18 protein-coding genes and 2 pseudogenes are annotated in these 23,792 nt (G+C 31.9%); 11 read left to right on the top strand and 9 right to left on the bottom strand.

Annotated elements, in window-relative coordinates; genetic code table 11:
• Window positions 1-8: 8 nt before the first annotated feature.
• From AACL09_RS06165 to AACL09_RS06155, 3 genes are all read right to left on the bottom strand, one after another.
• On the bottom strand, window positions 9-1,325 hold the full coding sequence (locus tag AACL09_RS06165) for an alanine:cation symporter family protein (RefSeq protein WP_339047804.1): 1,317 nt from the start codon (window positions 1,323-1,325) through the stop codon (window positions 9-11).
• Window positions 1,326-1,404: 79 nt separating this feature from the next.
• The gene (locus AACL09_RS06160; protein ID WP_339047802.1) at window positions 1,405-2,943 is read right to left on the bottom strand and encodes a hypothetical protein; all 1,539 of its coding nucleotides are present in this window, start codon (window positions 2,941-2,943) and stop codon (window positions 1,405-1,407) included.
• Window positions 2,943-3,206 carry a hypothetical protein gene (locus AACL09_RS06155; RefSeq protein WP_339047800.1) on the bottom strand — a complete coding sequence of 88 codons (264 nt, stop codon included), beginning with the start codon at window positions 3,204-3,206 and terminating at the stop codon, window positions 2,943-2,945. The genes AACL09_RS06160 and AACL09_RS06155 overlap by 1 nt, the downstream gene beginning before the upstream one ends.
• 130 nt (window positions 3,207-3,336) lie before the next feature.
• Between AACL09_RS06155 and AACL09_RS06150 the strand changes: the two genes are divergently transcribed.
• From AACL09_RS06150 to gmk, 6 genes are all read left to right on the top strand, one after another.
• Complete coding sequence (locus tag AACL09_RS06150; RefSeq protein ID WP_339047798.1) at window positions 3,337-4,059, top strand: TRP75-related protein; 723 nt, start codon at window positions 3,337-3,339, stop codon at window positions 4,057-4,059.
• 4 nt (window positions 4,060-4,063) lie between these two features.
• Window positions 4,064-5,392, top strand: a complete 1,329-nt coding sequence (gene ispG, locus AACL09_RS06145) for a flavodoxin-dependent (E)-4-hydroxy-3-methylbut-2-enyl-diphosphate synthase (protein WP_339047796.1) — start codon at window positions 4,064-4,066, stop codon at window positions 5,390-5,392.
• An 86-nt stretch (window positions 5,393-5,478) separates the two neighbouring features.
• Entirely contained in the window at window positions 5,479-5,601 is a 123-nt protein-coding gene (locus AACL09_RS06140) for a hypothetical protein (protein WP_339047794.1), read from the top strand.
• On the top strand, window positions 5,573-6,127 hold the full coding sequence (locus AACL09_RS06135) for a hypothetical protein (protein WP_339047792.1): 555 nt from the start codon (window positions 5,573-5,575) through the stop codon (window positions 6,125-6,127). The genes AACL09_RS06140 and AACL09_RS06135 overlap by 29 nt, the downstream gene beginning before the upstream one ends.
• 312 nt (window positions 6,128-6,439) lie before the next feature.
• Window positions 6,440-8,116, top strand: coding sequence for a pentapeptide repeat-containing protein (locus AACL09_RS06130; protein ID WP_339047791.1), 1,677 nt, complete (start codon window positions 6,440-6,442; stop codon window positions 8,114-8,116).
• Between the two features lie 69 nt (window positions 8,117-8,185).
• Window positions 8,186-8,788 carry a guanylate kinase gene (gmk, locus tag AACL09_RS06125; RefSeq protein ID WP_339049051.1) on the top strand — a complete coding sequence of 201 codons (603 nt, stop codon included), beginning with the start codon at window positions 8,186-8,188 and terminating at the stop codon, window positions 8,786-8,788.
• A gap of 81 nt (window positions 8,789-8,869) precedes the next feature.
• Here the strand turns inward: gmk and AACL09_RS06120 are convergent, their stop codons facing one another.
• The 5 genes and pseudogenes from AACL09_RS06120 to AACL09_RS06105 form a co-directional block, all read right to left on the bottom strand.
• Entirely contained in the window at window positions 8,870-9,070 is a 201-nt protein-coding gene (locus tag AACL09_RS06120) for a hypothetical protein (protein ID WP_339049049.1), read from the bottom strand.
• A gap of 146 nt (window positions 9,071-9,216) precedes the next feature.
• Window positions 9,217-9,318, bottom strand: coding sequence for a transposase (locus AACL09_RS06575; RefSeq protein ID WP_410519838.1), 102 nt, complete (start codon window positions 9,316-9,318; stop codon window positions 9,217-9,219).
• A gap of 953 nt (window positions 9,319-10,271) precedes the next feature.
• Window positions 10,272-10,406, bottom strand: a pseudogene (locus AACL09_RS06115) (transposase family protein); the annotation flags it as partial.
• Between the two features lie 365 nt (window positions 10,407-10,771).
• A complete protein-coding gene (locus AACL09_RS06110; RefSeq protein ID WP_339047287.1) occupies window positions 10,772-10,981 on the bottom strand; it encodes a hypothetical protein in 210 nt (69 codons plus the stop codon).
• A 345-nt stretch (window positions 10,982-11,326) separates the two neighbouring features.
• Window positions 11,327-11,476, bottom strand: coding sequence for a hypothetical protein (locus tag AACL09_RS06105; protein ID WP_339047789.1), 150 nt, complete (start codon window positions 11,474-11,476; stop codon window positions 11,327-11,329).
• A 1,518-nt stretch (window positions 11,477-12,994) separates the two neighbouring features.
• Here AACL09_RS06105 and AACL09_RS06570 point away from each other — a divergent pair.
• From AACL09_RS06570 to AACL09_RS06085, 5 genes and pseudogenes are all read left to right on the top strand, one after another.
• Window positions 12,995-13,072 (top strand): hypothetical protein, encoded by a 78-nt coding sequence (locus AACL09_RS06570; protein WP_410519830.1) that lies wholly within the window; start codon window positions 12,995-12,997, stop codon window positions 13,070-13,072.
• Window positions 13,073-13,389: 317 nt separating this feature from the next.
• Window positions 13,390-15,966, top strand: coding sequence for an ATP-dependent chaperone ClpB (gene clpB / locus AACL09_RS06100; protein WP_339047787.1), 2,577 nt, complete (start codon window positions 13,390-13,392; stop codon window positions 15,964-15,966).
• Between the two features lie 54 nt (window positions 15,967-16,020).
• Window positions 16,021-20,757, top strand: a complete 4,737-nt coding sequence (locus AACL09_RS06095; RefSeq protein WP_339047785.1) for an NAD-glutamate dehydrogenase — start codon at window positions 16,021-16,023, stop codon at window positions 20,755-20,757.
• Window positions 20,758-21,066 (top strand): hypothetical protein, encoded by a 309-nt coding sequence (locus AACL09_RS06090; protein ID WP_339047783.1) that lies wholly within the window; start codon window positions 20,758-20,760, stop codon window positions 21,064-21,066. It begins immediately after the preceding gene.
• A pseudogene (locus tag AACL09_RS06085) lies at window positions 21,038-22,413 on the top strand (PleD family two-component system response regulator). The gene AACL09_RS06090 and the pseudogene AACL09_RS06085 overlap by 29 nt, the downstream one beginning before the upstream one ends.
• Here the strand turns inward: AACL09_RS06085 and mgtE are convergent.
• Window positions 22,406-23,764, bottom strand: a complete 1,359-nt coding sequence (gene mgtE, locus AACL09_RS06080) for a magnesium transporter (protein ID WP_339047781.1) — start codon at window positions 23,762-23,764, stop codon at window positions 22,406-22,408. The pseudogene AACL09_RS06085 and the gene mgtE sit on opposite strands and share 8 nt — an antisense overlap.
• Window positions 23,765-23,792 lie beyond the last annotated feature (28 nt).

Below are 23,792 nucleotides of genomic sequence, written 5' to 3'. Positions count from 1 at the left end.
ATCAAATATTAAAAATAATAAGATTTATCTATTATATTTTCCTTATATTTCAAAAACATCATAAGTATTGCTGCAGTATTAATTATTATCATAAAGGCAATGGTAATATCTGCTGCATCCCATAAAACTTGAGCTCTGCATATTGAACCTATAGGTATAACCAAAGCAAATATTACGCCCCATACCTTAAGGCAGTTTTTATTTCCTGCAGAAACATAGCTTATAGTTGACTTAGAACAGAGAAACCAATTGATAATAGTTGTAAAGGAAAAGCAAAACATGATGGCGATTATAATGTAATTTGTGTAATTTGAATTAATCGCAGCTTTAAAAGCTAATATACACATGTTTGTGCTTTCCGCATCAGCTATCCATGCATCTGTGACTAAAAGTACTAATGTTGTGATAAAAACTACCGTTGCAACAAGCAGCGGTGATATAATTGCAATTAAGCTTTGCTTAATTTTAAATTGCTCGAAGTCTCCATCGCTCTTTATCGATGAGTGTATAGTTCCCTCAAGCCCCAATCCTATATCAGTTGCAAAAATACCGCGCAGTGTTCCTACTTGAATGATACTGAAAGTCTCCAATATAAAACTGCCAATTAAGCCAGATTTTAAACTTTCGATCGCTAAAAAGTTGCTAAAGATTAATTTTATTGATGGTAAAATATTATAACTAAATTTATATAAAACTACCACAGCAAGGAAAAAGTAGCTTATAGTCATAAGTGGCACTACAGTTGACATTAAAATCGTAATTTTGCGTGCACCAACTGTGATAGAAAAAAGAAAGGCAATCATCATAACAAGCCCGCCTACAACTGTGGGAACATTGACGAGACTGAGCGGTATTGACAACGAATTAACTTGCACCAAATTACCAACAGTTATAGAGGCTAAAATCATAGCTATGAGAAATAAAATTGTAACTTTATTGCTGCCTAGTGCATCACCAACATAAGTTATTGGCCCTCCTATATATTTTCCATTATGTTTGATTCTTTTTTCCAAACTAAAATAGCAGGTAACGTATTTAATTATGGAGGTGATTGTAATTATTATGATCATCCACAGCACAAATCCTGGTCCTCCTGTCTTTAATGCTACAGCTGTGCCTGAAATATTGCCTACGCCTAAGTTTCCTCCAAATACTATAAACAATGCTGCAATAGATGATAACCTGCTGCTTCCATTATTACTTTTGCCCAGCAGCGATATTGCAAAAGGTAATTTTAATATCTGTATCCATTTTAGTTTTATTGAAAGGTAAATACTGGTTGTAAGCAGTAGTAGTATTGCAGGTAAAAAGAGTATTACTTTCATTAAAACTTTAAATCTTAAAGTATAAAATATATAAAATATGAGTCAATGATCTCTTCTGCCTGCTTACTTACATTTCATCTTATCTAGTTTTTTGCATATCATTCTCAATGGAATTAATGCGAGGATTTTCAATTGTTTTACTATGTTCTGAATTTTGAGCCAAATTAGCTTCTACTGAATCTGTAATTTTTTTTATTATGCTTTTTGTTTTAGCGATTTTTAATTTTTGAACAAGTTCATTATGAGTTTGAAAGTCGTCTAAATTTTCAATTACATGCTCTGTTAACCAGTCTTTTACAGATATATGATTTCTATTTTCCTTTATCCAATCTAAAGGTTCTTTATCTTGAATCTGTTCTTGACGCTCTAGTGCATAGGTTATAGGGTGTTTACCAAAAATTTCTTCATTGCTTTCCAGTGCATAGAATATTCTATTTTCAATGTAATCATCATAATCACATTCAACTATATCTTCTTTCAAAATTTTAAATTCTTGACTGCTTGCAAATTCTTTTAATAGTTTTGCCTGTATTTTTATTTTTTCTGCTAGATTTTCAACTAAATTTAATTCTTCTTGAGTTTTTAATAATGGTTTTGTATAAAATAACGCTTTATGTATCAATGATATAGTGTGCTGAGGATTGTTAATAAAGAAATTGCAAGCTTTATCTATTTCCTCCTTTAATTTATCATAGTCAATATCATGTATTACGTTACAATACATCAAGCTTGATTTTATAATATGTTTAAGATCGTTTATGTATCGAGAATGATCTTTATATTGCAAGTTATGAAATGAATCACTCATATCAACTTTTGCATATACATTCTCTGTTATTTCATCACCATCCCTATTGTTATATATTAGTTTCATAATGCCCATGTTAGTACCAGATATATCCTTATATCCTAATAACAGCATAGCAGTAATTAATTTTTCTATCCCTTGTACCTCTCTGTTAACTGTTTGACTTACATAGTTTACTAATTGTTTTTCTACATACTTTCTACTTTGAATCTCTTCTATTATTTCAGCAATAAGTTCCTTGCTTAATTCCTTTTCATCAAGCCTCTTAGTGATATTTTTAAATGATGTCTCAGATTTAACCATAGTTTTTATTATTGGCCCCATCATCTTTACTAATGTTTCATTCTGTTCATTATATAACTTATTTAGTTTACTTAATAACATATCATACTTATATTTCGCACTAAAAGTTATTTCTGGAGAATAGAATAGCTTACCTATCAACTCCTTTCTATCTTTAAATTTTTCAAACATTTGAATTAGTATGTCACCAAAAATTGGTAGATCTTTTAAAAGAATGTTCTTTTCTATGCCACTTAATTGTTTGGTTATAATATCAAAAAACTCTTCTTGTTTTTTTACTTCTTCTTTAAAAGACTCTATTGATTTTTTAAATTGCTCCACATTGTAAAAGTAATAAGTTGAGTGCTTTATTAATTCTTTTTTCCCATCCTCGCTAGCAAATTTTTCATACACTAAATCCATAAACCTTTCTTGCCTTACATTGCTTACAAACTCATCTAATGTAACAAAATTATTTAAAAGTTTCGATTTTAGCTTCAGCTCATTACTACCATCGAATTCTTCCACTAGAGTAAAATTAGGAGATCTATTGTAAAGTAATGCTTTATATAAACTGCCTGCATAACTTCTGTAATTGTACTTTTTAAACCTTCATATTTTATTATAAAATGAGAGTCATTATTTGTATTATCACTATAAGTTACAGTTTTAGCTGATTTCGTTCTAGGACCAGAAGCTTCTATAAATTCATCATCTGAATGGATTATAACGTTATCCATTAAGTGTTTACTCAAAATTTCTATTGCTTTAGTTTTTTGTTCTTTTTGCATATATCCGCCTTTTACGTTTATTATATCTTGTTTTATTAAAATAATCAATTTTTAAATTACTTCTTTAATAAAATTAATATAAAATAAAAACAACTTGCTTTAAATATGTTAATTGATATATTAACATGTAGTGTATTGTTTAGCAGAGTTAATGCGTAACTTAAATAATAGTTTTTTCTTAATTATTTGTTTCTTTTTTATATTTTGCGGTAGCAATAAAAAAATTCAATTTAGTAAAAAATACATTCCTATTTATAATCCAGGGGGAGAATATTTTTTTTACGATCAAAAGTTTTCAAAGTCGTATGAACTATACCAAAAACGTCAAAAAGAGAAAACTACTTTGGGGTATAATTATGTTCCAAAAACAGATAAGCCAGAAAAAATGGTTAGTCAATCTGTCGAGTTAAATACTCAATTTACTGACGATAATGCATTTATTAACGATGGCAGTGCTATGGTTAACAGTTATGGTATAGATCTTACGCGTCTTAAAGGTGCAAAGTTTATAGAGATTATAGATGATAGCAGTGATTATGAGTATAATCACAAAGAAAAGAAACCATCTTTTGTGGCCTTGCTGCAAAAAATAGAAGATGGGTTTGAAGAAATTGGTCATGATGTCAGTCTAAAGATGAAAAATCTGAATAAGAAAAAATCAATGAATCCTAGTAATCAAGAAACCATAGTGAACTTTAATAACCATAGCAAAATTGAATGTAGCTGTTGTGATGATTCTACTGATATCCAAGAGGAAGATAACGAGATAAGTAACATTGAAGTTGAGGCATCTGAAGATGAGCTTATAAAGGATGAATTTACAGAAGAAGAAGCTGAAATAGATACGGAGTAATTTTATGAATAGTAATTTATCTTTTAAAGAGGACGATAATACTCTCTGTTACAGTGATGAGTTATATAAAATAATACCTACAGTTAAGCATAGAACTCATGAAGTTAAAGTTGGCAAAGTAAAAATTGGAGGAGGCAGTCCAGTAGTAGTGCAATCTATGGCACTTGGTCCAGTTAAGCAACCTGATAAACATGAAGGTACGGAATTTCAGCAGTATGTACAGGAAGCTGCACAAGAGGTAGTAGAACTTGCACATGCTGGTTCTGAGCTTGTTCGCATCGCACTAAATTCAGATATAGCTACTAAGTCTGTTCCTTATATCAGGGACGCACTAGTGAAAGAGGGATTTGATGAGAAAATGATAGTAGGGTGTGGTCAATACGAGCTGGATAGGCTTTTGGTCCAATATCCCGAAGAATCAAAAGCATTAGGGAAAATTCGTATTAACCCAGGTAATGTTGGCTTTGGTGATAAGCGTGATGAAAAATTTGAAAGAATAATAGAATATGCAATCAAATATGACATTCCTGTTAGGATTGGAGTAAATTGGGGTAGTCTTGATAAATACTTAGCTTCAAAGCTTATGGATGAAAATGCTGCAAGCGAGAATCCTCAATCTTCTGATGTAGTTTTAAGGAAGGCACTGGTTATGTCTGCTCTAAATAGTGCAAAACAAGCAGAAAAGATCGGGCTCAGTCCTGATAAAATCATTATTTCTTGCAAAGTAAGCAAAGTGCAAGATTTAATTTTAGTCTATACTGCACTGGCAAAGTTATCCAACTATGCTTTGCATTTAGGCTTAACTGAAGCAGGTGGTGGTAGCAAAGCAGTGATAGGTACAGCATCTGGTCTGTCGTATTTATTGCAAAATGGAATAGGTGATACTATACGTGCTTCATTAACTCAACGTGCTGGTGAATCTCGCACCAATGAAGTTAAAGTATGTCAAGAAATACTACAAGCTATAGGTTTGCGTCACTTTGAGCCACAACTTACTTCTTGTCCAGGATGTGGGCGCACCAACGGTAGTTACTTTCGCGAATTAGCTGAAAAAGTCGACAATTACATGAAAGAGCGTATGCTTGTATGGAAAGAGAAAAATCCTGGCGTTGAATATATGAACGTTGCAGTAATGGGCTGCGTGGTTAATGGTCCAGGTGAAAGTAGACATGCAAACCTAGGAATAAGCCTGCCAGGATATGGTGAAAAGCCAATCACTGCTGTATACGCAGATGGCAAATATTTCTGCTCTTTAAAAGGAGATGATGTTTTTAAGCAGTTTACAGTAATTATAGAGGATTATGTAGCAGAACATTACGTTTGCAGTAATTAAATTTTATTAATATATTTAATATATATGTTGACTTTTTAAGAAAAGAATGTTATATTTTTTTTTATGTCCTTATTAAAATATAATATATGCTTACTGCCTCTCAAACAGATAAACTTTTGCAACTTGCATTAAAAGATAGTTCTTTTTTCTATCAAATGATGGAAGATGGTGATTTAGATGATGCATGTGTCCTTGCCTATAAAACATAATCCCGATCTTCTTTTGGATCGCCGATCAGCGGCTGATGGAATTGATGGATGCTTTATAGTGGATGTGGGGATCATTAATCACACGCTTATCTCTAAACCAAATCTAATACCAAAGTTATTAAAACTAATGTCAGACTCAGCTGTGGATACACTTCCTGATATAGAGATGCAAAAATTGAGGGACCTAGAACCAGAGGCTCTCAGTAACGCGGAAAAAATCATCGCTGAATATTGTACAAAAATTAATAATGAAAGATATCATGTTGAACCACACTATCTTTTACCTATTAAAGATCATGCTAATTTTAAAGAGCTCAAGCAATGCTTTAAAGATACTTATAACGCTATAGAGTCTAGTGACTCCAATAAAGTGGAAAATAGTTTAAAACAGATTGAAAGTAACATTAACAAATACAATATTGATACTATCAATAAAGTATTAGTTGGGTTAAAAAAGGAAGCAGCTGGACCAGATAAAAAAATTGTAAAAAATGAAGAAATTGTGAATTCTATTGTCGCTTTTTAAGCAAGTATTACCGCCCCTGAACCACATCTTCAAAATGCAAGTATATCCAATGGAGAAGTAGAAAAGAAGGGTGGAGTGCAGCATATTTAAGAAGGAATAGAGTTATAGATATTACTGATTTAGTAATTTATTTGATATATAATTGTCTTTCTAAGTTATGTCATTTCTATGATTTATATTTTATGTCTACTATTGAGTTTATTCTGTCATACCAGTTACGCAGATTTTTCAGAAGAGACTAAAGATGTAAAATATGTATCTTATGATAAAAAAGTCTTTTTGAATTTTGTCATAAAATGCCACGAAAAAAAAATGCCTCTTAATTTCAAAACAGGGTTTGGTGAAAACTTATCTGGTGCGGATTTTAATGGCTTATATATAAGAGGTGCAATTTTTGATGGCATGACTTTAGTTGGTGCAAATTTTGCCAATGCAGATATAACAGATTCTTCCTTTGTTGGTGCAGACTTACAAGGTGCAAATTTTTCAAATTCTAATTTGCATGGTTCTAATATGAGCAGTACAAACTTAAGTTTCGCTAACTTAGTTTCCGCCGATTTAAGTAAAACAACTTTTAGTAATTCTAATATTAGTAGTGCTAATGTTAGTAACGCTGATTTACGTAATGTAAATATGCACAACGTCAAAGGCATATACACTGATTTTTCAAACTCTGATCTTACTTACTCCTACCTATCTCAGTCAGATTTTAGCTATGCAAATTTTGAGAATATTCAAGCGGAAAATATTGCTATACAGGCAAGTAATTTATCTAAAGCAAATATTTTTGGTGCGAATTTATATAGCTCAAAAGTACAGTTTTCTTCTTTGGAAGATACTATAATGTATGGAGTGAATTTGGACAATTCTGATCTAACAGGTACAAGTATGCAAGGAGCATATTTGGATACATCATACATAAACGGTGCCAATTTATATATGGTAAATCTAAAAGGTGCAAGCATGTATGCTACTGATTTGAACTATTCTAATTTCTTTAAAGCAGATTTAAGTAACGCAAACTTAAAAAATACTTCTTTTTTAGGATCAAGCTTAAAAGATGCTGCTTTGGTAGGCAGTGATATGAGCTTTAGTAATTTTCAAAATGTTCTTGCTGTTTATGCTGATATTCGTCATGGAAAATTTTACTCCAGTAACATACTCAATACCAATTTCAGTGGTACATTCTTTGATGATACAACATTTGACTATGTGAAGTTTGATAAAACTAACTTAAGTGAAACATTCATGACCAACGTAAAATGGAAAAATTCATTTATATATAATAGTCTTTTGTCTCATGCTACAGTTGTAAATAATCAAATAGATAACTCATTGTACTTGAATGTAAATTTAAGCCATGCAAATTGGGTAGACTCAAAAATACAAAATACTAGTTTTGTAGGAAACAATTTTAGCTATTCTGTATTTCACAATAATACATTTGATAAAACTAGTTTTTCTAACAATGATTTTAACTCATCAATAATTAGCAATTCATTATTTAATTCTTCAAGCGTATATAAAAATTCATTAACAGACCTTCAATTAGAGAATTGTCAGTTTAATACTACAGTTATCATTGAAAATGAAGGACAACATCAGTTTAACGACTATCTGCTTGCAAACCAAGTTATTATTTCAACTGAAGATTTACAACATTTCATACTAAGTAGCAAGAGACTTGAAGTTAATTATTCCGATCTTGATTTTTCAAATATGGATTTAAGTAATACTGATTTTACCGATTCTATATTAAATAGAGCAAATTTTTCTAATGCTAATTTAAAAGGTGCAAATTTATCTAATGCACAACTTCGTTCAGCTATTTTTCACAGATCCATACTAAATAACGCTAATATGTCTGGTTGCAACTTAGAAGGTGCAGATTTTTCTTGGTCAAATCTGCAAGGTACGATATTTAAAAGTGCAAATTTACTTAATACTAGATTTTTTGAAGCAATTGGTTTAGAATCTACTATTAAGTAAGGATTTTATACATATAATTAATATATAAATAAGGTAAATTTAGTGGATGAGCTGCAGAGTGAAGATATTATGCTTATTTTATCTTCTCCATCTGGTGCTGGTAAAACCACAATCTCAAATGAGTTAATCAACAAAGAAAGTAATTTAGTTAAATCTATTTCTGTTACTACTCGTAAGCCTCGTCCAGGAGAGATAGATGGGAAAGATTATCATTTTATTAGTGAGAAGGAGTTTTTTAGTCTTTGTAATGCTGGGCAAATGTTAGAGCACGCCATAGTATTCAATAATCATTATGGTATACCAAGAGAACTAGTAGAAAATAATCTCAAGAATGGAGTAAATGTATTATTTAGTATAGATTGGCAGGGTGCTGCTAGCTTAACTAGAGTTATGAAAGAAAAAGTTGTTAGTATTTTTATATTACCTCCATCAATTAAGGAGCTTCAATTTCGGCTAAAAAAACGTAACTGCAAAACACCAGATGATGAAATTAAAAATAGACTAGATCAAGCATGCTTTGAAATGGAACGATGTCTTTATTATGATTATGTTATAATAAACCATAGTGTTGATGACAGTGTGCAGAAAATTAGACAGATACTGTATTCAGAAAAAATGAAAGTAAAAAGAAAAATGAATTTGAGGAGTTTTTTGCAGAATATGTCTCATTAGATGTGTAATTCATAAAGGTTATTACAACTGACTTGTCAGATTGAGTCTGAATTAGCAGGCTTTGTTAAGTGATTTACATTTTTAAAGTGATTTTAATCTCTGATCGTGTTTATAATTTTGCATGACAAACGGCTCTTTTGACAAGACATAATTTCTTTGTACTTCACTTAAACAAGGAATTGTATTTTTCAGTTCCTTATATTTTTCCCAAGGAGTTTTTCCTTGAAGAGCACTATGAGAACGCTGTTTATTATAATATTCCTCCCAATCTCTAAGTTTAATTTGTAGTTCAGGATCCTTGATCTACTATAAAATTCATCTAGGTCTGTACGTTGCGCTCTTTCCACTTTACCATTTATAGTCTTTCCTAAACTGAATGATAAACCTAAATAATAGAGTTACCAACAAGAAGAAGAAATGTTGATGCATTAGAGGTAACTTTTGATGGTATGCGAGCAATGTTCAATGGGGTTCAAGTCAGGAGAATATGGAGGAAGATAGAGTTTTCTATTTTGTTTTAGCGGTTTTATTGCATTATCGATAACTATCGCACTGTAATTGTGGTAATAATATTTGTTCTAACCACAGATTAAGCACCTCTTTGTCACAACCTCCAGTAAACAGTCATTGAAATCTTCCTCCATCCTATTATGTTCTCGTCTTTTGCCAGTGCATGTATTTTCTCTCCTCTTGTCCATATTCTCTATATAATCTTTCATCTCTTGATAAATTTTTTTTAATGTAATTTTCAGCTGTTGTACCAAATTGCGCTTATTCCGAAACCAATTTCATCTCTGCCAGCTGGATGCTTTTTTACATATTCTTCTAGGGGTCTATTTTTCGGATAAAATTACCATTTTTTGCTGGTTTTAACCATCTGCTTTCTTTTTTAGCCATCGTCGCTATTCTTATCTCTAAAAGCTCCGCAACCTCAGCCTTTCTTTTTCAACTAAAGATAATCTCTTAAATCTACACTGTATGCCATTTTCCCTCTTCTAAAATTGTTCATTATACCTTTATCATTTACTTTGGAAAGTACTATAGTAACGAGGTATGAGTTAGGCCAAAGCAAAAAAAACCATGCTTCAAGTTCCAGAAATAATATTAAACCTCATATTTTCTGAAAATTACATGTGACATAATTTTAAATATCTTTGAATCTTATTTTCCACTCTCATCCTAAACGACGCAAGCTATGATCCTTTTGCTCCGGGGTTTTTTACGGTATTTTTTATACTTTCTGCAATTTTTGCCAACCCTAGAATCAGCATATTTTATGCTATCTACTGGCAGAACTGTTTTCGTATCTTAAACACGATGAGATTTTGAAACCTTGTCCGTTTTCTTCATTTCGGTTTTTATGTTTTCTTTTTTCCAATTCCTTCTCTTTTTGCTATCTTTTGGCTGCTGTGTCTGTCACATCTACCAAAATATTTTTTCTGGTTTTGTGATCTTGATTTTTTTCGCTAACCCATTTTTTTTAGCAAATATTTGAATTGTGTAAATTAAACAAATAGCCCAAAAATGGATGCATTATATACGTTCGGTAGTATATTAACACACATAAAATTTTGTCTTCTAGCGTTTTAATGTGATTCCGTCGCCTGTTTTTTAACTTTTTCCCACTAACTATTTCGACTATTTTTTCGCATTCTGCTATTAGTAGACCTGTTAGTTGACGGAAAATGTATTTGCCACTTTTTCATAACTTCTGCCAAAACTGCTATTTTATATCTTTCTCTCTCTTTTCATACCTGTTTCCTCACTTTCTCAGGGGGTCTCTAGTTGTCTTGCTAAAATCCTAGTTTTAGTATTTTTTTGTATTGTATTCATTTCTCTTATTTTTTGTTCTAAGTGTCAGTTCAAATCTTATTTAATACAACTAATACGAAGTCTTAGCTTCATCCTCTGTTCTTGCTTATCGCTTCCATCGGCATTACTATCTTTACTTTCAATAAAATTATACCTATATTCCTTTAGTGTTTATTGATAACAAAATTCTTTTCTATCAATTAGCATCCTATGCATAATTACTGACAACTTCCGCGCTACAGCAACAATTGCTTTCTTCATACCTTTCTTTTTTGCTAATCCCCAGCTTTTTAACTTAAATTTTCTCTTACATCTTGTCAGCAAGGATTGCGCAGCCTCATATAGCATACTTCTGCACTCCATTGTTTGATATACTTCCATGTCGATCAATCTCCCCAGAAGCATACTGTCTTGGGCTCAATCCCATATATGCTCCAACTGTATAAGATGTTTCAAACCTATGTGTATTGCAGCTTTGTATGTCATTGCTACTATAATACCAACCCCTGGGCTAATAATTTTCATCTTTTTTGCACTTTTCTGAAAGTAATTTATCAAATTGATTCTTCTATTGTTTCTAAGCTATGTACTAATGCTTCAATTGAGTTTTTGCTAACTTCATCTAGATCATTTCTTCTATTTTTAAAGAAAAGCTTTCAAATTTTAATCCTCGACCAACCGTATATCTTCAATTTATTGTTCCAATAATCTGCTGTTTGCTACATGTTAACTGTCTTCTGCTTCCAAGTTGATTTGGCAAGATTTATCTGATTTTACTAATACTTCTCTGTACAACCCAATCCTCATCATTTGAGCTATACCCCTTGCATCTACACAAATCACTGGTAATCCAAAATCCCTTAACTCTTTACACATTGATATTGACAACTTTCTATCCCTATGGATTCTTATTTTTTGCCTTGACTTAGCAAGTTCTCTGCTATTGCTTTACTTTTTCTTGCAACAACTTCTTCCTTAACAACTTTTCCTTTCTCATCAACGATACTGATAAAAGTTTCTTTGAGTGAGACATCTAACTCGATATAATATTTTATGAGACTACTCCTACTTTAAAAGTTTAAATTATTTTTGAAGAACTAATTCTATCGAATTTCTTACTTCTCTCTAAAATATTCTATCTCCTTTTTTCAATAGCTATTACAGTATGTCTAATATTTGCATCTCATCTCTTTAAATTAGAATTTATATCTTGTCTATTTTATATTAGTAATCCCTTTTTTTTAACTGTTCAAATTCTTGGAATAGCTTTTTGATATACTGTTGGATAGTGGGCGGCATAGAATATGTAAGGTACCACTGACAATATCTACGTAATTTGTAACACATATTTCTCTGACAATCTCTCTACAGCTATTTCACCTGTAAATATCTGTATTTAGTACAAAATACTACATGAAATCAAACGTATTGTGAGAGCTGTGTTTATAAATAAACTAAAGTAGATCTAATACTGAAATACTAAAGCTGAAGGCGAGCACCTAACTACATAAAGAAAGCGATGAGCAAAGACGTTAAGAATTTATAAAATAAAATAGATAAAGAAAACATTATATATATTGACGAATGCGGGATAGATAAGGGACTTTATAGAGTTCTAAAGGAGAAAAAGTTATTGCAAAAATTTCAGGAAAACATCACTAGTATAATTGCTGGAAAAAGAGGTTCCGATGTTTTTTAGTGGGACAGCAACGTATTTGAAATATATAGTACTTTCCAAAGTAAAGGATAAAGGTATAATGAACAATTTTAGAAGAGGGAAAATGGCATACAGTGTAGATTTAAGAGATTATCTTTAGTTGAAAAAGAAAGGCTGAGGTTGTGGAGCTTTTAGAGATAGGAATAGCGACGATGGCTAAAAAAGAAAGCAGATGGTTAAAACCAGCAAAAAATGGTAATTTTATCCGAAAAATAGATCCCTAGAAGAATATGTAAAAAAGCATCCAGCTGGCAGAGATGAAATTGGTTTCGGAATAAGCGCAATTTGGTACAACAGCTGAAAATTACATTAAAAAAAAGTCACATTTTATCAAGAGCGAAGTCATGAGAGAATTTTATCGAGAAGATCGCTAAATTAGACCAGTCATATATATAGATGAAGCTGGAATTGATAATAGATTATATAGAGAGTATGGGCGGGCGCCAAGAGGTGAGAAGATACATGCACTGGTAAAAGACGAGAACATAATAGGATGGAGGAAGATTTCAATGACTGTTTACTGGAGGTTGTGACAAAGAGGTGCTTAATCTGTGGTTAGAAGAAATATTATTACCACAATTACAGTGCGATAGTTATCGATAATGCAATAAAACCGCTAAAACAAAAGAATTAATTGAAAAGGCAATTTACTCCATCTTCCTCCATATTCTCCTGATTTGAACCCCATTGAACATTGCTCGCATACCATCAAAAGTTACCTCAAATGCATCAACATTTCTTCTTGTTGTTGGTAACGCTATTATTGAGGCTTATCGTTTATTTTAGTATATACTATACATAAAGAGTTAACATATTATCGTCAATATCATTTGCTTTAATGGCGCTGTGAAGCTCTGGTGATAAATTCTTATGATTTAATATTTTAATCTTTTATTTTAATAATCTTACCTATTTTACATTAAATTTACAAAAAAGTAAATTAAAATTTTAATAAATAGCTTTTTACTTTATCATCTCAATTAATGGACCGTTTTATAAATTATTATTGATAAACATTGATAAGCTCTCTAGCGAGTATTACATTAATAGAAAATAAACTAGTGTTTAATTTATGGACTTAAATAAATTTACTGAGAAGGCAAGAAATCTAATACAAGAAGCACAGCTTAAGGTGCTAGCTGGGGGACATCAGGTTTTTATGCCTGAACATCTGCTGAAAGTAATGATAGATGATGAAAGTGGTATGACAAAAGACCTAATAGCTGCTTGCGATGGAAATATAGAGGCCATACGAGAAGGTGTTGATAGATTATTGCAAAAATTACCAGTAGTTGAAGGCCCAGGAAGTGGCCATATCCAACTTTCACGAGAGATGGCAAAAGTTTTAGAAGACTCTTCAAACATAGCACAAAGGAATAAAGATTCTTTTGTTACGGTTGAGCGGCTTCTGCAGGCACTTTCTGCACAAAAAGAAAATGGTGTAAGTAAAATATTGGTAGAAAATGGTGTAACACCACAGAAGTTGAATGCTGTGATTGCTGACCTAAGAAAGGGGAAAAAGGCAGATTCAGCAAACGCAGAAGATAAGCTTAATGCCTTAAGGAAATATGCAAAAGATATAACGCAACTTGGGGCAGAAGGAAAACTCGATCCAGTAATCGGTCGCGATGATGAAATAAGAAGAACAATGCAGGTTCTACTTAGACGTACTAAAAACAACCCAATACTTATTGGTGAACCTGGAGTTGGAAAAACTGCAATTATTGAAGGTTTGGCATTGCGTATTGTGTCAGATGATGTGCCACTTGGTCTGCGTGGTGCCAAAATAATGGCCTTGGATCTTGGCGCTTTAATTGCTGGCACTAAGTTTAGAGGGGAATTTGAGGAGAGGCTCAAAGCTGTAATTAATGAGGTAGTTGCAGCAAGTGGCAGTACGATACTATTTATAGATGAGCTCCACACTTTAGTTGGAGCAGGAGCAACAGATGGAGCAATGGATGCTTCTAACTTGCTTAAACCTGCCTTAGCACGCGGTGAAATACACTGCATTGGTGCTACAACTTTGGATGAATATCGAGAGCACATAGAAAAAGATGCAGCGCTTGCTAGGCGTTTTCAGCCTATTTTTATCTCACAGCCTACTGAGGAAGACACCATTTCCATCCTAAGAGGACTTAAAGAGAAATATGAGGTTCATCATGGAATTAGAATTACAGATAGTGCTATAATTGCAGCTGCAACTTTATCAAATCGCTATATTACTGATAGATTTCTGCCTGATAAAGCTATTGATTTAATGGATGAAGCAGCGAGCAAAGTCAGAATGGAAATGGATAGTAAACCTGAGGCAGTTGATGAGCTTGAACGAAAAATAATGCAATTAAAAATTGAATCAGAAGCTCTTAAAAAAGAAGATAATGAGTCATCTAAGCAACGTCTGGATAAATTAAACAAAGAAATAGAAAATTTAGAAAGCAAGTACACTGACCTGAACAGTAAATGGCAAATAGAAAAATCAAAAATTACAAAAATACAAGATTGTGCGGAAAAATTGGATAACGCGAGAAAAGAACTTGAAATAGTACAGAGAACTGGCAACTTAGCAAGAGCTGGTGAGCTTATGTACGGTATTATTCCTACACTTGAAAAAGAATTGAAAGAGCAAGAGAAAGTAGTAGGTAGTTTTTTAAAGAAAGAAGTTACAGAAGATGATATTGCCAATATAGTTGCACGTTGGACTGGAATTCCAATTGAAAATATGATGCGTAATGAAAAAGAGAAGCTTCTTAAGATGGAAGAGAAAATAAAACAAAGGGTAATTGGACAAAATGAAGCAATTGAAGCAATTAGCAACGCAGTAAGGCGCTCACGCTCTGGCGTGCAAGATGCATGTAGACCTTTTGGCTCTTTTTTATTTTTAGGTCCAACTGGAGTTGGCAAGACTGAGCTTGTTAAAGCTTTAGCTGAGTTTATATTTGATGACAAATCTGCACTGCTGCGTTTTGATATGTCTGAGTATATGGAGAAGCACACTGTTTCAAAATTAATTGGAGCTCCCCCTGGATACGTTGGCTATGAGCAAGGTGGAACACTTACTGAAGCTGTAAGAAGAAGACCTTATCAGGTAATTTTATTTGATGAAATAGAGAAAGCTCACAGCGATATTTTTAATATATTGTTGCAAGTGTTAGATGAAGGAAGACTTACTGATAGCCACGGTAAGTTAATAGATTTTCGTAATACTATACTTATTCTAACTTCAAATTTAGGTGCAGAAATTTTAATAAAAGAAAATATTAGTTTAAGCCAAACTGCAAAGGAAGAAGTAATGCAAATAGTACGCTCATATTTTCGTCCTGAATTTTTAAATCGACTCGATGAGATAATCATTTTCCACCGTTTAAATAAAGATGATATATATAAAATAGTTGATATACAGTTTTCTTACTTGCAAGAACGCTTGCTTAGTCAGAAGTTAAGCATTGAATTATCACAAAAGGCAAGAGAATGGCTTGCTGAACGTGGTTATGATCCTTTGTATGGAGCAAGGCCACTTAAAAGAGTAATACAGCAACATATTCAAAATAATTTAGCAAGATTAATACTTTCAGGTGAGGTAAATGAAAATGATAAATTAGAGGTAAAATTAAATAATGATAAAATAGTAATAAAAAAACTATTATTTTAGTTTAATTTAATAGATATATATTATTTTAGACTATAACTTAGTTAATAAAACATTATGTATCATAATTACAGTATAAGTAATCAAGTTATTGACTCTGTACTAAAGCTACTGGATTCAGAGGATAACAATGATCAATTGCGAGAATTTATTAAGCATTTTTATAACCTGTTTTACAACAGTGATCTGAAGATTAATGACGAGTTCTTGCTATACCTTGCACAAGATGTATACCAGTTTATCCTCAGTCGCAATATCCATGAAAGTAAAGTACATATATTTAATCTTGATAATATTCCTAAAATAGAAGGAAAGTTCACAATCATTAAATTAGTCAATGATAATATGCCTTTTCTTGTTGATTCGGTTACAAGTACAGTTAAAGCAAATGGTTTATCTATATGTTATTACATTAATTCAATACTTAATATTAGTAGGAAAAACGGAACAATACAAAAAATATATCCTCTTAAGAATGAAGGGGATGATAGAGTAAAAGAAGCTGTTATGTATATTATGCTAAAGCGTATAGATGACAGCCTTATTGCTAAACTAGAAAACGATATAAAAAAGACTCTTACAGCGGTGGAATGTTGCGTTAATGATTGGCCAGCAATACTAAATGAGTTAGATGCAGCAATACAAAATATGCATCTAGTAAACACAGCAGAAGCAGAAGAAATCTGCGTGTTTTTAAATTGGCTTAAAGATAATAATTTTGTTTTTTTAGGGTATAAGGAATATTTCTATTCCCAAAATCAATTAGTACATGATGATAAAAAAGATCTTGGATTACATAAAATTGATCATGGTAATGGTCATGTAAAATCTTACTATCAAGAGCTTGGTTATTTATATATTGCACATCCCAATCTGATATCTATTGTGCACCGTCGTGCATATTTAGACTGCATTGGAGTTAGGAATTTTGATCAAGATGGTAACATAACTGGTGAACAATGCTTTTTTGGTTTTTTTGCATCGGTTGTTTCGTTCCAAGATATAAGGCTCATTCCGATCATTAGAAAGAAAGTAAAAGCTATTGAGGAAAGAGCAGGATTTTTAGTGGGTAGCCATAACAATAAAGCTTTGATTTCAATATTGCAGAAATTTCCGCGTGATGAGCTTTTTCACTCTTCTGAAGATGAATTGCTTGACATTTCAATGGCAGTTTTAACCCTTACTATTAAACCTGGAGTGAAGTTATTTCTCGCCAAGAGAGTTATAGGGAGCTTTATTAATACTATAGTGTTCATTCCAACCGCTAATGCTAATGTTAGACTTATACTGAAGATACAGAAAACTCTGGAAAATGAATTAAATGGTACAGTTGTTAGCGCTTACAATAGCATAATTGACGAATACAATTTGGTTATGCTTAAAACTGTGCTTAAGATTGATGCTACTCACTCTGAAATTCCTCATGAGCATATTAGCACAATAGAGAACAAGCTAATACATGCAGCACAAAAATGGCAAGATCGCTTTCTAGCTGGGCTGTACAACACCTTTGGTATTGTATCCAGTGTATTTTTACAATATCAGGAAGCGTTTCCTGTAAGTTATCAAGAAAGTTTTGAACCTAATGAAGCATACTTTGATATCAAAAAACTAGCGATTGTAAGAGAAAAAAAGAGCAACGAGGTAAACTTTAAATCGTATGATGATCACTATGAAATCAAATTATACACTCTGAAAGATAAAGGACTCCAATTATCAGAGATATTGCATGTAATTAAAAATATAGGAACGCAGTTGTTATCTCATAATAGTTATTATATCAACATAGGAAACGGTATATGGATACATCATTTTGTATTATCTAAAGCTGAAAAGCCTGTAAGTGATATCAGTTTAAAAGAGCAACTTGAAGCTACGTTAACTAAAGTCTTCATGAAAGAAGTAAAAAATGACTATTTTAACAGCCTTGTTATCTTAGCTAGTTTGACATGGAGGGAAGTTTTATTAATTAGAGCCTTAAGTAGCTATCTTAAGCAGATTTGCTTTAACTATAGTCAAGCTTATGTACAAAAAGTTATGGCAAAGTACCCTAAAATAGCAAAGTGCTTAGTACAACTATTTCATGCACGATTTGACCCTAGCATAGATGTTGATAGAGAAGGAGCTACTTCTATTATTAAACAAAACATTTATGATCTTTTAGAAAATGTAAGTGATATTGCATGTGATTATGTATTACGCTCTATATTATCTTTGATCTTGGCTATTCTACGTACTAATTACTATCAAGATAAATCTTACATATCAGTTAAGTTTGATTCAAGTGTAGTACCTGAATTGCCATTACCCCACCCATTTCGAGAGTTATATGTATATTCATATAATTTTGAAGGGATACATTTAAGAGGGGGAAAATTAGCAAGGGGGGGAATCAGATGGTCAGATAGAGTGGAGGATTTTCGCACAGAGGTGCTTGGTCTTATGAAAGCACAAATGACAAAAAATGCTGCTATTGTTCCAGTCGGGGCAAAGGGTGGCTTTATTTTAAAACATTCTCCAAAAGATAAAAGTTTAGTGCAAAATTATGCTGTTGAATGCTATAAGAGCTTCATCAGAGGAATGCTAGATATAACGGATAATATAGTTCAAGAAAAAGTAATTATACCAAATAAAGTGGTAAGACACGACGAAGATGATCCTTATTTAGTAGTTGCAGCAGATAAAGGCACAGCATCTTTTTCTGATTATGCAAATCAGGTATCTTCTGAATACAGTTTCTGGCTTGGTGACGCATTTGCCTCTGGAGGATCAGCAGGATATGATCATAAAAAAATGGCCATTACAGCAAGAGGAGCATGGGTTGCTGCTCAAAGGCATTTTTGGAGAATGAATAAAGACATTGAAAAAGAGGTGTTTACTGTAGTGGGAATAGGTGACATGTCTGGTGATTTATTTGGTAATGGAATGCTGCTTTCTAAAAATATCAGTTTAGTTGGTGCATTTAACCATAGTCACATGTTCATTGATCCAAACCCTGATCCTAAAACAAGTTTTGCTGAGCGTAAACGTTTGTTTGATCTTCCTCGCTCAACTTGGGCAGATTATGACAAAAATATTATATCTGTAGGTGGAGGAGTTTTTGAACGCAGCGCTAAATCTATACAGATTTCTGAAGAAGCAAAGGAGCGTTTTAACATTAAAGAAGATAGATTATTCCCTAATCAGCTGATAAAATATCTGCTTAAAGCTAATGTTGATATGATTTGGAATGGTGGTATTGGCACATATTTTAAAGCATCAAGTGAAAACAATAGCATGGTTAGAGATAAAGCAAATGACCTCTTAAGAGTAGATGGTAAAGATATCAGAGCTTCCATGGTTATAGAAGGCGGTAATTTAGGTTCTACTCAACTTGCAAGAGTAGAATATGCAAAAAATGGGGGTTACATTAATACTGATTTTGTAGATAACGCAGGTGGGGTCACATGCTCAGATTTGGAGGTTAACATTAAGATTGTTTTAGCTTCAGCTATTAAGGATGGTTCAATTTCCTTGAAAGAGCGCAACCAATTGCTAAGTAGTATGACAAATGATGTGGCTTTTCAAGTATTAGAAAATCACAGCAAAATAAATACAAAGGCGTTAATGTTAGAGTCTCTGCAAGCAAAAGAAAAAATAGAGCATCATCACAGGTTATTACTTAATCTGGAAAGATTACAATATTTAAATCGCAATATAGAATTTTTGCCAAATGATGAAGAAATTACGAGAATGTTAAATGAATCTTCGGGATTTAGTGCTCCTCAGCTTGCAATACTAATTTCTTATTGTAAAACAGTTATAAAAAATGAAATAATACATTCTGATATTCCTGATAACGAGTTTCTGTCTCAAAGCTATCTACTAAGTTATTTTCCTGAAATTATGGTGAGTAAATTTAAAAATTATATACTAAAGCATCAGTTATATAAGGAAATTATTTCAACTTATATTACAAATGAAATAATAAGTAGAATGGGGTGTACATATATCAATCACTTAATTGAAAATTCTAATGTAACTATCTGTGAAGCCGTAAGTATCTATATTACTATAATTTACCTGCATGATTTAAAGGAACTATGGAAAAGCATTGATGCGTTAGATAGCGCAATAGATGTTAACTCGTATTTAATTTTAGTGAAGGAAATAAGGAATTTTGTTGAACAAATGTCGTTTTGGTTTGCTAAAAATATCAATAAACTAACACTTACAGCACCGATTACACTTGCAGAACTGAAATATAAAGTCCAGATTTTAGATGACAATATAGTTGATCTTTTAAGCCAAAATTTTTTAGTATCATATAATGAAAAATTTAGTAATTTGTTACAACTTGATATAGAGCAAAATTTAGCGAGTAGAATTGTTGGTTTAAAATTTTTAACTTCTGGATTAGATATAATATCTATTTCTGATCAAACGAAAGTACCTCTACTAGAAGTAGGAAAGTTGTATTTTGAATTAAAATCTTGTTTGCATTTCGATCGTATTAAAGATATGGCAAAGCAATCGGAGGTCAATCCTTCATATTGGCAACATATTTCAATCAATAGCCTTCTTGATGATTTGAATATCTATTATCATAAACTAACACTAGAAATAATAAATAATGCAACAAATGTGATAGATAATCACAAAAGATTAGTTGAAGAGTGGTTTAATGAGAATAAAGCTGCTGTGGATTGTTATACAGCTTTCCTGAACAATATAAGTGCTTATAAACTTGATTTAGGTAAATTAGTCCTTATAATTAAACGCTTTGAAGCGCTATTTTGTTGTGGGGAGGTGTAGATGTTTGGCATTGGGCTTTCAGAAGTTTTAACAGTACTCTTAGTTGGATTAATTCTCTGTAAACCTAAAAACTTTCCTCTTGTAATAAAGTATATTAGGTTGTACTATGCTAGTTTTGTAAAAATAAGATATAAAATTACACAGTTATTGGAAGATATCAATATTAATGAAATTTGCAGCAATTCACCTGAAAAAAAACCAACTTATATAATTGGTAATGATGGTAATTTACATGAATCTTATGATACAAAAGATGTAATTAAAGAAAAGAATGGAAACTATGACAGCAAGAGTTCTAGTGGTAGATGATATAGAAGCTAATGTTAATCTTCTAAAAGCCAAGCTTATGGTAGAATATTACGATGTTATTACAGCAAGTAATGGTAAAACAGCAATTGAATTAACAAAAAAAAAAAGCCTGATATAATACTGCTTGATGTTATGATGCCAGTAATGGATGGTTTTCAAGTCTGTAGAGCATTAAAGAATGATCCGACAACTACTTATATTCCTGTAGTTATGATTACAGCACTTCATGATACTTACGATAAGGTTCAAGGTATAAATTCTGGTGCTGATGATTTTTTAAGTAAGCCTATAAATGATATCGCATTATTTGCTAGGATTAGATCGCTTGTGCGTCTTAAAATGTTAATAGATGAACTGCGTTTAAGAGGACAAACAAATTCAGAAATTAGTGGAGTAATTGAGAACCAGGTAATGGATTATTCTAATCAGATTTCTGATGCTTCAATACTAATTATAGATCAAGATGTAACGCAATCTGAAGAAGTATGTACTATTTTAAAAAAATGTTTTAAAAATGTAATTGCATCTTATGATATAAACCATGCTTTAAAAATTGGTATCGAGAATAATTATGATTTAATTATCATAAATGTGCATCTTGCAGGAGAAGAGGGGCTTAAGCTTTGTTCCCAATTCCGTAGTAATGTCGATACCCGTTATACTCCGATTTTGATTTTACTTGATGAGCAAGATGATAATAATAATCTAATAAAAGCCTTTGATATGGGAGTAAATGACTACTTAGTTGTGCCGTTGGATAAAAATGAGTTGAAAGCTAGAGCTAACTTGCAAGTAAAGCGTAAGAGATATCAAGATGCTTTAAGAGCAAATTTATATCATAACATGAAAATGGCAATAAAAGATCCATTAACAAATTGTTACAATAGGTATTATTTTGATATGCATTTAAAAAATATTATGAAGGAATGTTCAGCAAAAGGTAAAGAACTATCGCTCATGATGATAGATGTTGACCATTTTAAAAAGGTAAATGATAGTTTTGGTCATCATGTAGGAGATGAATGTTTAAAGCAGATTCAAAGAAGAATTGGGGAAAATATAAGAGCAGTAGATCTACTTGCCAGATTTGGTGGTGAAGAATTTGTTGTGTTGTTACCAGAGACTAAAATCAATGAAGCACAAGTTATAGCGGAAAGGATAAGATCTATTATTGCTGAGAAATCGTTTGACTTCTTAGATTCTTGTAAAGTAAACCAAACTATTAGTATTGGAGTTGCTCAAATGTCTTGTGGTGACAGCACAAATCAACTTATAGAGAATGCTGATAAGTGTTTATATAGGGCAAAAAATAGTGGTAGAAATAAAGTAGTTGCTCAACCTAACTAAAAAGAAAAGCTGTTGCTAAACCGAGAAACGTTAAGAATGATAAAGTATCAGTAGTAGCACATATTAATATGGATGAAGACACAGCAGGATCAATCCTTAAGCTATTCAATATAATTGGTATCATTGCTCCTGCAGATGTTGCAATAGTGAAGGTTATAATTATTGAAATACCAAATAAAATTTCAAGTTTGATGTTATGAAATCTAAGAATTATAAACATCACTGATATTACAGCTAAGATAATTCCACTAATCAGTCCTGTAAGTAATTCTTTCACTAATAACCTTGCTGTATTTTGTTTTGTAAGCTGCTTAGTAGTTATAGCACGAATGGTAACTGTTACCGCTTGCAATCCTGCATTACCGCCAATAGAAGCTATCATTGGCATTATTATTGATAACTCAATCAGCTGTTTGAGCGTATTGCCGAACAATCCTATAACTAAAGAGCTAAGTGTTGCTGTACATAAATTTATTAATAACCATGGTAAGCGTTTTACAACAGTTCTGTATAAAGAAGAACTAACATCTGTTTTAGATACTCTACTAAGTTTAAATATATCTTCTTCTGTTTCTTGTTGAATGACATTTACCACATCTTCAATTAAAATTGCCCCTATTATACGTCCTTCTTTGTTAACTACAGGAGCAGAAAGCAAAGAGTATTTTTGAAATATGCTTGCGACTTCTTCCTGATCTATTCCGGTTTTGATTACTTTAACATCAGTTTTCATTATATTTTTTATTGATTTATCAACCTGTGCACACAGTATATCACTTAGCTCTACTACTCCCACTGGTTCCAATTTTGGATTAACAACAAAAATTTGATAAAATTTCTTTGGTGCCTTCCTATGATGATGTAAAAACTTCAGTAACTGTTCAACATTCCAATATTCAGGAGCTATTACAATGTCCTTATGTATTAACCTACCAGCACTTTCTTCTGGATATGATAATAGCTCATCTACTGATTTTTTTATAGCTTGTGGTAAAAGCTTGATAATGCTTGTCTTGTCTTTGTTATCTAAGTCTTTCACAATTGCTACTATATCTTCTGCATTAAATGCAGCTAATATCTTAGCAATTCTTCTCATTCCTAATATATTAATAATTTCTACTCTTAGTTCAGGTACTATGTGAATAAAGGCTCTCTCTAATAGATTCTGATCTATTATCTTTATCAATTGACTCCTATGTTCTGCAGTTGAAATTAGTAAAAAATAAGCCAGCTGCACTTCATCTATTTTTTGCGTAATTTGAAGGATAGTGTCTCTATCTTCCTGATCTATAGATTTTGTTAAAAGATCAATTGTTTTTTCATCTAGTTCATAGCTTAAATAATCTGCCATAATGTCTGATATTTTAAGGTTAGCAACT

This window comes from Candidatus Mesenet endosymbiont of Phosphuga atrata (genome assembly GCF_964020175.1).
In the GTDB taxonomy this organism is placed as follows: Bacteria; Pseudomonadota; Alphaproteobacteria; order Rickettsiales; family Anaplasmataceae; genus Mesenet.
The sequence above is the reverse complement of the archived record's forward strand: the minus strand, read 5'-3'. Positions and strand labels throughout refer to the sequence as shown.

Coding starts and splice junctions, on each gene's coding strand:
- AACL09_RS06165 (WP_339047804.1), bottom strand. CDS start 1,325: ATGAAAGTAATACTCTTTTTACCTGCAATACTACTACTGCTTACAACC.
- AACL09_RS06155 (WP_339047800.1), bottom strand. CDS start 3,206: ATGCAAAAAGAACAAAAAACTAAAGCAATAGAAATTTTGAGTAAACAC.
- ispG (WP_339047796.1), top strand. CDS start 4,064: ATGAATAGTAATTTATCTTTTAAAGAGGACGATAATACTCTCTGTTAC.
- AACL09_RS06140 (WP_339047794.1), top strand. CDS start 5,479: ATGCTTACTGCCTCTCAAACAGATAAACTTTTGCAACTTGCATTAAAA.
- AACL09_RS06135 (WP_339047792.1), top strand. CDS start 5,573: ATGCATGTGTCCTTGCCTATAAAACATAATCCCGATCTTCTTTTGGAT.
- AACL09_RS06130 (WP_339047791.1), top strand. CDS start 6,440: ATGCCTCTTAATTTCAAAACAGGGTTTGGTGAAAACTTATCTGGTGCG.
- gmk (WP_339049051.1), top strand. CDS start 8,186: ATGCTTATTTTATCTTCTCCATCTGGTGCTGGTAAAACCACAATCTCA.
- AACL09_RS06110 (WP_339047287.1), bottom strand. CDS start 10,981: ATGGAAGTATATCAAACAATGGAGTGCAGAAGTATGCTATATGAGGCT.
- AACL09_RS06105 (WP_339047789.1), bottom strand. CDS start 11,476: ATGTGTAAAGAGTTAAGGGATTTTGGATTACCAGTGATTTGTGTAGAT.
- clpB (WP_339047787.1), top strand. CDS start 13,390: ATGGACTTAAATAAATTTACTGAGAAGGCAAGAAATCTAATACAAGAA.
- AACL09_RS06095 (WP_339047785.1), top strand. CDS start 16,021: ATGTATCATAATTACAGTATAAGTAATCAAGTTATTGACTCTGTACTA.
- AACL09_RS06090 (WP_339047783.1), top strand. CDS start 20,758: ATGTTTGGCATTGGGCTTTCAGAAGTTTTAACAGTACTCTTAGTTGGA.
- mgtE (WP_339047781.1), bottom strand. CDS start 23,764: ATGGCAGATTATTTAAGCTATGAACTAGATGAAAAAACAATTGATCTT.